General features: G+C 63.7%; 10 protein-coding genes. 3 read left to right on the top strand and 7 right to left on the bottom strand.

What is annotated here, in order from left to right:
* Window positions 1-903 (top strand): sulfotransferase, encoded by a 903-nt coding sequence (locus G513_RS0104045; RefSeq protein ID WP_022975544.1) that lies wholly within the window; start codon window positions 1-3, stop codon window positions 901-903.
* 46 nt (window positions 904-949) lie between these two features.
* On the opposite strand, the gene G513_RS0104050 is transcribed toward G513_RS0104045, so the two are convergent.
* A complete protein-coding gene (locus G513_RS0104050; RefSeq protein WP_022975545.1) occupies window positions 950-1,288 on the bottom strand; it encodes a high-potential iron-sulfur protein in 339 nt (112 codons plus the stop codon).
* 138 nt (window positions 1,289-1,426) lie between these two features.
* Entirely contained in the window at window positions 1,427-2,302 is an 876-nt protein-coding gene (locus G513_RS24635; RefSeq protein WP_245563059.1) for an alpha/beta fold hydrolase, read from the bottom strand.
* A 333-nt stretch (window positions 2,303-2,635) separates the two neighbouring features.
* On the opposite strand from G513_RS24635, the gene G513_RS0104060 reads away from it, so the two are divergent.
* Window positions 2,636-3,016, top strand: a complete 381-nt coding sequence (locus G513_RS0104060; RefSeq protein WP_156891388.1) for a post-PEP-CTERM-1 domain-containing protein — start codon at window positions 2,636-2,638, stop codon at window positions 3,014-3,016.
* A 5-nt stretch (window positions 3,017-3,021) separates the two neighbouring features.
* The gene (locus G513_RS21270) at window positions 3,022-4,623 is read left to right on the top strand and encodes a PA domain-containing protein (protein WP_022975548.1); all 1,602 of its coding nucleotides are present in this window, start codon (window positions 3,022-3,024) and stop codon (window positions 4,621-4,623) included.
* Between the two features lie 120 nt (window positions 4,624-4,743).
* Here G513_RS21270 and G513_RS0104070 read toward each other — a convergent pair whose 3' ends face one another.
* The 5 genes from G513_RS0104070 to G513_RS0104090 form a co-directional block, all read right to left on the bottom strand.
* Window positions 4,744-5,025, bottom strand: coding sequence for a phosphopantetheine-binding protein (locus tag G513_RS0104070; RefSeq protein ID WP_022975549.1), 282 nt, complete (start codon window positions 5,023-5,025; stop codon window positions 4,744-4,746).
* Between the two features lie 31 nt (window positions 5,026-5,056).
* Window positions 5,057-5,833: a CatB-related O-acetyltransferase gene (locus G513_RS0104075; RefSeq protein ID WP_022975550.1), complete on the bottom strand. Its 777-nt coding sequence runs from the start codon at window positions 5,831-5,833 to the stop codon at window positions 5,057-5,059.
* A gap of 13 nt (window positions 5,834-5,846) precedes the next feature.
* Window positions 5,847-6,626, bottom strand: a complete 780-nt coding sequence (locus G513_RS26360) for a CatB-related O-acetyltransferase (protein ID WP_156891390.1) — start codon at window positions 6,624-6,626, stop codon at window positions 5,847-5,849.
* Between the two features lie 31 nt (window positions 6,627-6,657).
* Window positions 6,658-8,256, bottom strand: a complete 1,599-nt coding sequence (locus tag G513_RS0104085; protein WP_022975551.1) for an alkaline phosphatase family protein — start codon at window positions 8,254-8,256, stop codon at window positions 6,658-6,660.
* Window positions 8,257-8,321: 65 nt separating this feature from the next.
* Window positions 8,322-13,214, bottom strand: coding sequence for a type I polyketide synthase (locus G513_RS0104090; protein ID WP_022975552.1), 4,893 nt, complete (start codon window positions 13,212-13,214; stop codon window positions 8,322-8,324).
* Window positions 13,215-13,223 lie beyond the last annotated feature (9 nt).

Genomic DNA, 13,223 nt, shown 5'->3' on the forward strand with positions numbered 1-13,223 from the left:
ATGATCGAAAGCCCGCTGTTGATCGTTGCGCCGCCCGGCGCGCATGCCTCGCGGCTGGCGGCTATGCTGGGCCAGCACAGCCACGCCCAGGATCTGCCGGAACTGAGCTTGTTCATGGCCAAGACGGTCGGCGGGCTGGGCGAGATCAGCGCGCTGTCCGACGGCACGACCACGCATGGATTGCGACGGGCGATCGCTGCCGTCCACTTCGGTTCGCAGCAGGATGCGGCGATCGCCGACGCCGAACGCTGGCTGGCTCGGCGCAGCGACTGGCAGGGCTCGATGGTGCTCAGCGAGTTCGTGCAGCGTCTGGCGCCGAAGACCCTGGTCAGCGCCGATACCGCGCTGGGCTGGCGTCCGGATTTTCTTGATCGCCTGCTCGACGAACTGCCGGACGTTCGCCTGCTGCACTTGATCGAGCATCCCCGGCGCTGGTGCCGAGAGACAGCGGCTGCGCTCGAGGATCGCTTGTTCGTGGCACCGGACTACAAGGATTACGCGGTTTCGCCGCCAGCCATCGACCCGCAACTGGCCTGGCTGCGTGTACACAGCAACATCGCCGACGCCGGCCAATGGCTGCCGGACGCGCAGTACCGTCTGCTGAATGTGGAGGCGCTGCTGGCTCGCCCGGACGCGACGCTGGCCGAGCTTTGCCAATGGCTGGGCTGGTCTGCTGCCGAAGCTGAAATCAACGCGATGCAGCGGCCGGAATTCGGCGCCTTTGCCGGCCTTGGGCCGAGCAGCGCCTTGTATGGCGCGGACGAAAGCTTTCTTGCTGATCCCGGGTTCGTACGCCGATTGCGATCAACGGACAGCTTGCAGGGCGCGTTGGAGTGGCGGCCCGAGGTCCCGGGTTTTGCGCCGGAAGTAGTGAGTCTCGCGGAGCGCTACCGCTACCGTTGAACCGTCACAAATCCCGAGCCGCGTTGCGCGGCCCGGGATTCGTCGTTCAGGCTGGCTTGGCCGCAAAGGCCTGACACCAACCCTTGGCCGAAACGGCCTTGCCGGCGAAGATGCCGCAAGGTCCGCTGGCCGCGCCCGCAGCCCCACTGAACAGCGCGCATTTCGCACAGGCACTGCCTGGCTTGAATGCCGGTTGGGTTTTTGCATCCAGCTTGGACGAGTCGGCGACATAGCCGAGCGACTTGGCCGTTGGGTCATCCGGCGACAGCGCCGGCAGATCAGCGGCGAAAGATTGCTGGCTGATCAAGAGCCCAGCGGGTGCAGCAGCGGCCGCGACAGCAAGCGACAGAAAGCGACGACGGGAGACCTGCTTCGTATCGAACATGGAATGCCTCCTGACAATGGAAGCAGGAGATTATTCCTCTAAAAATTTCGATGACGAAATGAGATTCATTGTGATTATTCGCTCATTTGCGCGGTGTATCAGCAAAAAATGGACCTGATTCCATGTTTGCTGCCGTGATCAGCCGCCGACGCGGGGCGGGCTTTCGGCCTCGATCTGGAAAAACGGCCGCAGCCAGTCCATGACGCGAGCGGCGTTGCTGATCGGGAAGAAGTGGCCGCCTTCGGGGACGATGCGGAACTCGGCCGCTGGCCGCAGCGCCTGCAACGCACGGCAACTCGGCATGCTGCGCGACCAGTCGCCGTAGATCCACAGGCAGGGCATCGGCAACGCCGCAATCGCCGGACCATCGATGCCGGGGAGTACCACTTCCTGCATCGCCGTGGTCTGGTCGAGCAATTCGACGAATTGCTTGGCGGTGCGTTGCGCGCCGCGGCCTTCGCCGAATGGCGTGAACACGTCCTTGGCTTCCGAACCGCCGCCGCTGGTCTTCCAGCGTGCCAGCACTTCGAGGAACAGCAGGCCGACCTGCGGTTCCTGTTCCCAGTCATGACCGGAGGTGCGTGACACCTCGATCTCGAACGGCGACAGATGCGGCGAATCGCTGAGCCGCTGCGTTGGCTGCAGCGCATTGATCTTGGTATCGAGCACCACCAGCTTGTCGACCCGCTGCGGATAACGGCCGGCAAACTCCAGCGCCACGCCGCCGCCGTAGCTGTGACCGATCAGGGTGCAGGCGGCAATGCCGAGATGATCGAGCAGTCCTGCCAAGTCTTCGGCGACCAGGACGGCTTCGTAACCGCTGGCTGGCATGCTGCTGTAGCCGTGGCCTCTGAGATCGAACAGCGTGATCCTGAAGTGCTTGGACAGCGGCAGTGCATATTGCAGGAACCAGAACGCTCGGCTGGCGGCGAGTCCGTGGACGAACACCAGCTCAGGACCTTCGCCCATCTGCTGGTAGGCGATGGTCACGTCGTTCAGCTTTACGTCAGGCATGTCGATCGAAGTCTGGGCGCCGCGACCCAAGCTGGCTTGCGGCGACGATGAATGGAAGTGGCGGCCGGCAAACGCTGCGAATCGCGTCGAAAACCTTCGCTAGGGCTTCGTGCGCTCTTGTTGCCGTCCGCCTGTGCAGTGTATTACTGGCGGGTAGCAGTATTTGTGCGTTTTTCGTGCCGTGTTCCTCGTTTATGGCTTGGATCATGCGGTGCGAAGGCCAACTGAAAGGATCGCAAGACAACAAGGCAGTGACGCTCGTCGGCAATCGCGAGCGAAGCACCTGAACCAATATCAAATCTAGCTTGTATCAATTGAATCGGAGGGAGTTCGATGAAAACGTCTCTGGTAACGATGGCGTGGGTCTGCGGCCTGGCGGCAGCGCCAGCCGCAATGGCTGGCGAGGCAGCAATCCAGAAAACCGATGTGGGGGGAGCGACCGAGTCGCTGCGAGTGATGCGTGATGCACAGACCGGCGCACTGCGGATGCCGACGGCAGCCGAGATCAAGGCGATGGAAGCCAGCTCGGTGAAGAAGGGTGCCCCGAAGCCGGTGCAGGTTCAGGTGGCTCCCAATGGCACGAAGTCGGTTCGTCTTCCAGCTGAGTATCTGATCAGCATCGAAGCCACGCGGGATGCCAACGGCAACATCACCAGCCACCACCAGCAGCACGACATGGAGCACGGCGCCAGCGCCGCGCTGCCGACGGAGTAAGCCACGTGATCAAGAAACTGATTCTTGCGGCATCCGTGGGTACTGCGCTGTTCGCGCTGCCGGTCAGCGCTGCTCAGCTGGTGCTGTTCAATGTCGATGATCCCGGTGTGGGCTTCAATGATCCGACGCCGGCGACGCCGGTCGGCGGCAATACCGGCACCACGCTCGGCGAGCAGCGCCTGATCGCTTATGACCGGGCACTGACCTTGTGGGGCAGCGTGCTGAAGAGCAACGTTCCTGTCATCGTCCAGGGCTCGTTTGCGCGCCTGACCTGTACGGCCGCTGGTGGCACGCTTGCTCAGGCTGGTGCCATCTCGGTGTTTTCGGACTTCGCGAACGCGCCTCTGGCGGGTCACTGGTACGGCGGTGCGGTTGCCGATGCCATTGCCGGCGAGGATCTCGATCCGGGCTACGCCGACATCGTTGCCAACTTCAATGGTGCCGTCGGACAGGCGGATTGCATTCCCGGGCCGGGCTTCTATTACGGCCTGGATAACCTGCCGCCGCCGGGTGCGGTCGACTTCCTGAACACCTTCATGCACGAAGTTGCGCATGGCCTCGGTTTCCAGAACTTCGTCAGCGAACTGGACGGTACCTTCCTGGCCGACGTGCCCGATGTCTACACGGCGTACACGCGGGATCTCGATATCGGCAAGAAGTGGGACGTGATGAACACGGACGAACTGCTGTTCTCCGGTGTCAACACGGGCCGAGTGGTCTGGGATGGCCCGAAAGTGACGGCGGGATCGGCAGGCGTGCTGGGTCCGTATGAAGGTCTGCGAGTCAGCGGCAAGCTGTCGCGTGAACTGGACTTCGGCACGGCGTCGTTTGGTGCGCCGCCATCGCCGAGCATGAAAGTGGGTTCGATCGTTGCCGCCATCGACAACGACGGCACGCCGAATCCCAGTGATGCTTGCGGACCGCTGATCAACAACGTGCGCGGCAAGGTGGTGCTCGCTGACCGCGGCAGTTGCGGCTTTGCCGTCAAGGCAGCGAATGCTCAGGCTGCAGGTGCTGTTGCCCTGCTGATTGCCAACAACGCACCGGGTGCTGGTGCGATCGGTCTGGGCGGCGCGGATCCCACGCTGACCATCACGACGCTGGGCATCTCGTTCGAGGATGGTGCCGATATCCGGGCTGCACTGCCGGGTGTCAGCGCGCAGTTCTTCTCGGACAAGACGCGCCGCGCCGGTGCATCGGAAGGCTTCGTCCGCCTGTATGCGCCGGGTGTGGTGCAGCCGGGTTCGTCGATCTCGCACTTCGACACGGTGGCAACGCCGAACCTGCTGATGGAACCGGCGATCACGCCGACGCTGATGGCCAGCCGCAATCTCGACCTGACGCCAGCGCTGATGTTCGACATCGGCTGGAAGGCCGAACCTGTGGCCCTTGGCCAGTGCGTGTCGACGGTGCCGGGTGCCTTGGCCAATGGCGCGCTGGTGCTGCCGGCGGTTGAAGACTGCCTGGCGACGGGCACCCCGCGCAGCTACGGCGTGTGCGTGGCCAAACTGGCACGTGACTACGAAGCGGCAGGCTTGATCGATCGCCAGCAGCGCGTGTCGCTCACCGCTTGCGGCGTCGCGGATGCCACCAGCCGGGCGAAGTAAGCAGCCGGTATCGCCTGACGCTCAGGCGTCGGACGGAAGAAGCCCGGACACGCAAGTGCCCGGGCTTCTTTTTTGTGCGTCGAACGCTGGCCGAAGCGAAGGCTTCGACCAGCGTCTGACTCAGACGAAACCGACGAGGAAATCGGCGATCTGGCCGATGCTCAGATCGTCGACATAGCGGCCGTCTTTCATCAGCAGCTTCTCGAACGGCACTTTCTTCTTCGAGATGTCTTCCTCGATCGCGACCACCAGCTGGATGATGTCGATCGACTCGAAGCCGAGATCGCCGAGCAGCCGGGTATTGGCATCCATGCGGCCTTCGAACTCGTGATCCCAGTCCTGGGTGAAATCCTCGAGGAGAACAATGAGCTGCTTGACGTAATTTTCGTGCGCTGCGGACATGATGGGCGAGTTCTGAATGAGTGGGAAAGCGTCAGTACAGCGGTACAGGCAGCGTTTCCAGATCGTAGCCGGTCGCAGTCGGGCGGATCGAATAGGTCGGCGGCTTCAGTAATTCGAGTTTGCCGTCTGCGAGTTGTTCCTCGAAGTAGTCGAGTGTCGCTTCGGTCTTCGAGAAATCGACCCGCTTCTTGTGCGGAGCGAGGTCATATAGCCACCATTGCAATTTGAGGAAGCGCTCGACCAGCGGTTCGGCGAAGCGCATGCGGATGAGCTTCGCCGGCGAGCCGGTGACGATTGCATAGTCAGGCACGTCCTTGGTGACGATACTCTTTGCACCGACCACCGCACCGTGGCCGATACGCACGCCGCGCTTGATGAAGCTGCCGACGCCGACATAGGCCTCGTGCCCGATCGTGGTTTCGATCGGCATCGAATCGGCGTATGAGGGACCATCCTGAGCGTCCGGCGCCAGACGCGCGAAATCTTCGAACTGATACATGTTCGGCATGTACTTCGGCCGCGTGAACGCGAATGGATGCGAGCTGAACCAGTTCATCGGATGCTCGGGTGGCCCGAGGATCGAGGATTCGCCGATCTGCGCGTAGCGGCCGATGTTGCAGCGATAGGCGCTGGTGGTACCGGCAGCGTTGAAGTACGCGAAAGCGCCGATCGAGCAGCCCTTCAAGCGATGCCCGTAGAGATAGGTCGGACGCTCGAAGCGAAGATGCAATGCGATTCTTGAGCGACCTGGATCGAGCATCAGGCCATAGGAAAGCAGATCGTGAGACGAAAGGCCGGATGCGGTCATGCCAAGGAGAGTTTTAGTAAAGCGGAGCAGCCAGTTTTTCGAGGCTGTAGTTCTTGCCAACGCTGCTCACGCGGTAGGTTTCCGGAACGAGCTTGGCAAGCGCATTGTCGGCGACTTTTTGTTCGAGAAATTCCAGCGTGCGCTGGGTATCGGCCCAGTTCACATCATGCGTTACCAATCCGAGATCGTAATCCCACCACGCGAGTTTGAGGAAGCGTTCGATCAGATGATCCGGGTAGCGATAGCGCAGCACGCGCGCCGGAGAGCCTGCAACGATCGCGTACGGCGGCACGTCGCGGGTCACCACGCTGCGGGCGCCGATCACCGCGCCAACACCAACCTTCACTCCGCGCCGCACGAAGCTGCCGGCGCCCACGTAAGCCTCATGGCCGATGTAGGTATCGGTCGAGGTTTCGCTGTCTGCCCAGGACGGGCCCGCGTCTTCGCCCGGCGAGATCCGGGCGAAGTCGGGCATCTGATACATCTTCGGCATATGCGATGGCCGCGAGAACGCGAACGGATGGGTGCTGAACATGGTCATCGGGTGCTCCGGCGGGCCGACGATCGTCGACTCCCCGACCTGCGAGTAACGGCCGAAATGCGTGCGGTACGCGCTCGCCAATCCCGCCGCGTTGTAGAACCCGTAGGCCCCCATAGTGCAACTTTTCAGTCGGTGTCCATGGATCATCGCTGGCCGTTCGAAGCAAAAATCGAAAACCTTGTTGTTGCCGTCGTCGATGCAGACACCTTGTTCGAACAGCTGTGCCGCGGTCAGTCCCTGTTTCCGTTCCATGGTTCTCTGAGACAAGCTGGTTACGTCCGTGTCATTCCATGTAACCGAGCATCTGCAACTGCTCGATGATCTGGCGCTTTTCTTCTTCGTCCATGTCTTCGGCCTTGGCCTTTTCGCCGGCACCGACGGTCGGCTTGCCGATCTTGACCGGGTGCTCGGTCAGCCAGTTGGCGGTGAAGAACGGTTCTGCGGCCTTGCCTTCGAAATCGCTCGGCACTGGCAGGCCCAGGCTGTAGAGCAGGGTTGGGCAGACGTCGCGGATATCGAGACGTTCGACCTGGCCATTGGCAGCAATGCCCTTGCCGTAGGCCATGAAGATGCCATCCGGGTGATGGGTGCCGGCCGGGCTCGGACGCTTGACCACCACCGGCTTCAGATTGCGGATCGACACGAAACCGTTGTCGCGCAGCACCAGGGTGAGATCGCAGGCGCGCTCCATGTGCTGGCCCGGGAACCATTCCTCGCGCTTCAGCACGTCGACGATCACCGGCTCGCCATCATCGTTGCGCAGCGTCTTCAGATCCTCGATCAGCTTGTCGCGGAACGGGATGTAGTCGGCCTGCTGGATGCCCGGCTCGCCCGGCTTGGTCGAGACGCGGATGTGGATGCCGTTCGAGGACGGCGTGCGGCAATAGGCCGTGGTATTGGCCCAGTCGAGATTGGCGAAATCGCTGGCTTCGCGACGGATCGCCTGCTCGCTGCCGTCGTTCACCGCCCACTTCAGATAGCCCAGATCTTCGAGGAAGGCATTGATGCGCAGCGTCTCGACGGTGGCGGTGAAGCCGTGATCGGAGGCGAAGAACACCTGGCATTCCGGGCCCGCCATGGTCACCAGCTTTTCGATGTAGCGATCGACGTTGGCGAAGTACTCGCGGCAGACGGCGCGCATGCGGTCGTAGAACTCGGTGCGTTCGGCCGGCACCAGCGCCGGATCGACGAACTGCCAGGCCTGATGCTGGATCTTGTCGGTGCCATCGAACATCACCGCCATCAGATCCGGTGCATCGTTCTGCAGGATGTACTCGGCAATGTTGAACCACTGCTCTTCACGCGGCAGGTGATAGCGCACCCACTGTTCCATGTCGTTGTCGTTGAGCACTTCGAGCGCCTGCTTCTCGTTGTCGAAGTCCCAGGCCAATTCCTTGGCATCGAAGCCCGGAATCGCGTCCTTCAGGCGCTCGAACAGGCCCGGCGTCGAATTGCGACGCAGATGCTTGGCCGGAATGAAGCCCGGCACGATCGAACCATTGACGTGCTTCGGTGGCGGCGCGGTCAACGGGAAATTCAGCGCGGCGATCGACTTGCCCTGACGGCTGGCGATCGACCAGATCATTTCCGAATCGACATCGCGGGAGTCGTACAGGGTCCAGTAGACCTCGCCGCCCTTGTCCTCGGCGCGGATGAAATCGAACACGCCGTGCTGGCCGGGGCCGCGGCCGGTCATGATCGAGGTCCAGGCCGGGGGTGTCAGCGGGTTCGGTGTCGAACGCAGATTGGCGCGCGAACCCTTGGCCATCAGGTTGGAAAGGAACGGCATGGTGATGCCTTCGCCAGGAAGGTCGCGGGTCATTTCGTTCAGCACGGTGAACGTGCAGCCGTCCATGCCGATGAAGAGAGTCTTGGTGGTCATCAGAGGTCCGCCTTGAATCGTTATAGGTGTGACAGCAGGGGGTGTGTAGCAGTACGCAGCAGAATCTAGGCCACAGCGGCGCGAGGGCCGCTGCTGGCTGACAGCGAAAGCAGAGACAGCGCGAACACTTCGTCCGGTCCGAGATGCAGCGCCACGGCGTGATCGGCGCCCGCATGGCGAACCAGCACCGCACCGACCGGTGCCGCAGCGCGCGGCACGGCACCATCGACGACTTGCCAGTCTGCACTTGCCGAGTCGTCCTCAAGTCCGGCGGCGCGTGCAGCAGCTCGTTTGGCACTGGCGAGTGCGGTGACGGCGCGATCCTGCTCGGCACTCGTCAGTCCAGCGAGGAAGCGCTGACGTTCGGCATCGCCGACGGCAGAAGCTTGTGCACCTTCGACGGGTGGACGATCGAGCCGCTGGTAATCGATGCCGATGCCCAGACCAGGCGCCGCGCAAGCCGCAAGCGCATGACCACCATGCTCGCTGATCGAGATCGACGGCAGCGCAGTCAGCGCGACACCATCGATGCGCAGCAGCCGCAGGCTGCCGTCGGCAGTACTGGCGATGGCGATATCCGAGGGCGCGACGAGCGCACCGTGAGTCTGCTTGAGCCAGACCCGCACCGCGTCCTTGGCGGCGACGCGGCCGAGCAGCCACGCCTCGCGCTGCGGGCCGGTGACCGGCAGCGCGTACCAGTCGCGGCGCTCGTCGTCGTCCAGTACCAGATTGGCGAGCACGCGCTTCCAGATGCTGAAGCCCTGATCGAGAAAACCATCGTCGAATGCCGGCACACGGCGGGCGATGACACCGGCAGCAGCCAGGGTTTCGGCCTGGAAGGGTTCGCTGAGGAAAGCGGTCTGCGGCGCCATGCGGAAGCTGTAGTAAGCCTCTGGCACGGTGAACTTGCGGTCTTCCCAGTTCGCTGCTCGCATCAGCAGACGGCCGTCCGCGTCGAGCACATCGAGATGCGCTTCGATGCGCAGCGGATCGGTCATCTTGACGTCGCAGCGGCAGATCACCCGGGTGCCGGCCGGAGGCATCGGCGCGTACTGGCGGAAAGTCCCGACGTGGTACGGGAAGCAGTTGAAGCCCCAGGCGAAGCGCTCGGTCAGCCAGTAGCCGACCACCTGGCCGGCGGCATCGAGCAGTGCCGGATCGGTGCGGAACTGCGGCTGCGTGGTGAAGCGGAAATAGTCGTGCGTGGCGATCGTCACCATGTCGGCTTCGATCGCTTCATCGGCCCAGCGGCGGATCGACGTCACGCCCTGCAGGCGCGGGCCATGGAACATGCCGCGGCTGTACAACTCGCCATCCGGGTTGCTGCGGGAAGGCTTGCTGTCCGCGGCCGACCACGACCGTGCCGCCGGAGCTGTCGGGAAAGCGGCTCCGAGCAGGGCGATCGCTTCGAACACCAGCACGCCACCGGCGGGGCCGCCGACGCCGTTCTGGAACAGGCGCACCGATACTCTTTCGACGCCCGGCTGCGCCACATCGGCAGAGATTCTTTCGGCCACGATACGCAGATCGAGCGTGCCGCCATCGAGGCCGAGCCAGCGATGGCCGCGTGATGAATCCAGACCGATCAGGCGCAGGGAATCGCCGGTCAGCAGACAGGCCGCTTCGGCGACGATTTCCATGCTGAAGGTGAACGGGATGACGCTCAGTGCCAGCAGATCGGCCTGCTGCGCACTCGGCGCCGAACCGAGCGCGTGATCGCGCAGGAACAGATCCGAGGCGAGGTCGTAGCGGCGCTCGCAGCTCAGCCGTGTTGCGTTCTGTTCGGTGATCCGGCCAAGCAGCGGATAGCGATGCGGATCGGCACGCGAGGGATCGGCCGCTTCGATCGCCGGCGCATTGCCGGCGAAACCATCGAGCACTCGCGCCTGGCTGTCGAGGAAATCCTGCATCAGCGCAAAGTGATTCTTCAGCGCTTCCAGACGCACATCGACCGGCGCCGCGGGCGGCGACGTCTGCGCCGGTTCGATCGGCAGCGCCGTCTTTGCCGACAAGGCGACGACCGGAGAGGGGGGCGTGGTTGCGCTCGGCTGAACCCGCGGCATCGGAGGGACGTCGGCCGGCAGATGCACCAAGGGCATCTGCAGCTTGATGCGCGGCTTTTGGCGCGCAGCACCCAACGGCACAGCGCCCAGCGACAGCGGCGCAATCTCGCGCTGCTCGAAGAGTTTCGCCGGATCAAAGCTGACGCCGAGCGCGAACAGCTGCGCCAGGGTTTGCTGCAGATGGGTCACGCCGGGCTTGCGGCGGCTGTTGGTGCTCAGCGCGATGACATCGTTGCGGCTGCGCAGGGTGTCATCGATGAACGAGGTCAGGTTGCCGCTCGGGCCGATCTCGACGAACACGCGCACCCCATCGGCGTAGAGCTGTTCGATGGTCTCGGTGAAGCGCACCGGCGCTTCCCACTGCAGGCAGGCCAGCTCGCGAATCTCGTCGGCATCATCCGGAAACGGGCCGACGCTGCAGGCGCTGTACAGCACCGCGCGGCCCGGGCCGAACTCCAGCGATTGGTAGTACTCGCGATAGGCCTCGGCCACCGGATGGAACAGCGCGGTGTGATAGGCGCGGCCGAACGGCAGCTCGGCGCAGATCGCGCCTTCGGCAGAAAGCTTTTCCTTCAGCTCGGCGATGTCGAAACGCGAGCCGAACAGCACCAGCTGGTTCGGGCAGTTGTCCATCGCGACGAGAATCTTCGCGGGGGCAGGCTGGCCGCGGCCGTGCTCGGCCAGCAGCTGCGCGCGCGCTGCTGGTTTCAGGGCACCGATGGTCAGCAGGCTGCCTTCGACGATCTGGCCTTCGCGGTCGAGATCGCCGTAGATAAGGTTGAGATCGCGCACCGTGTCGGCGATCTCTTCGCGGTGCTCGTAACGGCGCACGCCGCTGGCGGTGATCGCGGTGTTCTCGCCGGTGGAATGGCCGAGCATCGCGTCCGGCTTGAAGCCCAGATCGTCGAGCAGGGTGAACAGGCCGATGCTTGCAGCGAACACTGATTCGGCGGCGATATCGGTTTCGAACAATTCGCCGTCGAGGCGCTCGCGAACGCCGGCCGGCACGCAGGTCGGCGCCGGGAACACCACCGGGGCGCGCAGCGGGCTGCAGCGGCGCACGGCGGTTTCATCGATGAAATCGAACCACTCGCGGATCTGCGGGAAGTTCAGGCAGAGGTCGGCCAGCATGTTCGGGTATTGCGCGCCTTCGCCCGGAAACACGAAGCAGACCTTGCCGGGTGCAGCGCCATGACCGTAGTGCACGCCGCCGCGCAGCTTGAACGGCGCGACTTCCGTGTGACTCAGCTTGGTCAGCGCCTGGTCGAGCTTGGTGGCGAGATCGGCCGGGTCATTGGCGACCACGGCGAGACGGTGCTCGCCACGGCTGTGGGCGGTGCTCGCTTTCGCCAGCGTCGCGAGACTCGATTTGGCTTCGGCCCTGGCATGCGCCAGCAACTGGCGCACGAGATCTACGAGCCCGGCAAGGCTATCCGCAGCGAGGGTCAACAGCTCGCTATGTCCCGGCACGTGCAGCAGCCCGGCGTTGAGCTTGTGTCCGTCGGCCGGCCGGTACTCTTCGAGAATGATGTGAGCGTTGATGCCACCGAAGCCGAAGGCGTTGACACCGGCGCGGCGCGGATGCGGTCCGCCGTGAATCCACGGCCGCGCCTGAGTGTTGATGTAGAACGGCGTGCGCTCGATGCCGAGATCCGGATCGACCTCGTCGCAAAGCATCGGCGGCAGAATCTTGTGATGCAGTGCCAACGCGGTCTTGATGATCGAGGCGCTGCCGGAGGCCGGCAGGCAGTGCGAGATCATCGACTTCACCGAGCCAAGGGCGATGCTTGGCAGATCGCCGACCCGCGGGCCGAACAGCGTGCCCAGCGACTGGATCTCGGTCTTGTCGCCGACTCTCGTCCCGGTGCCGTGGGCTTCGATCAGGCCGATCGTCGAAGGGTCGATGCCGCTCGATTCATAGGCGCGCTTCAGCGCCAGCACTTCGCCTTCCAGACGCGGCGTCAGCAGGCCCTTGGCCTTGCCATCGGATGCGGAGCCGATGCCCTTGATCACGGCGTAGATGCGATCGCCATCCGCTTCGGCGAGCGACAGCTTCTTGAGCACGATGACGCCGACGCCTTCGCCAAGCAGCGTACCGTCAGCACCCTTCTGAAACGGCCGCAACTGGCCGTGCGAGAGCGCGCCGATCTGGCAGAACTGCATGTACAGCTGCGGCGGACACTGCGCCTGCACGCCGCCGGTGATCATCATGTCGCAGCGGCCGGAGTTGATCTCGCGGGTCGCCAGTTCGATGGCGATCAGGCTCGATGCACAGGCGGCGTCGATGATGAAGTTCGGCCCCATCAGATCGAGCCGGTTGGCGATCAGGCCGGCGATCACGTTCGGCGTCAGCAGGCCGACCATCTCCGCGTTGTACGGCGGCAGCTGCTTCTTGAACTGGGCTTTGAGCTTGGTCAGTTCTTCGGGGGTCAGATCCGGGCGCAGGCCGCGGATCAGCTCCATCGTCTGATCCATGATCAGGCCGTGCTGCACCATGGTCATGATGCCGCGGTTCACGTAGGTGCCGCGGCCGAGCACGATACCGCAGCGCTCGCGATCGAAATGCTTGTTGAGATAGCCGGAATCGACCAGCGCATCGCGAGCGAAGCGCAGCGCCAGCATGTGATCCGGCTCGCCGCCGTCGAGCGTGTTCGGCATCACGCCGAGCTCGCTCAGATCGACTTCGGCGAGATCGCGAAGGAAGCCTCCGCGCGTGGTGTAGATGCGGTCGTTGCTCTTGGCATCGGCATCGACGTACGGCCCGGCCCATTCCGGCCCGGCCTCGGCCACGGCATCGACGCCGTTGAGGATGTTCTGCCAGAACGTGGCCGCGTCCTTGGCGCCGGCATAGGCGCCGGCCATCCCGATGATGGCGATGTCGAGGGCTTTACTCATGATCGGCAG

The sequence above is a fragment of the Nevskia ramosa DSM 11499 genome, from assembly GCF_000420645.1.
GTDB classification, from domain to species: domain Bacteria; phylum Pseudomonadota; class Gammaproteobacteria; order Nevskiales; family Nevskiaceae; genus Nevskia; species Nevskia ramosa.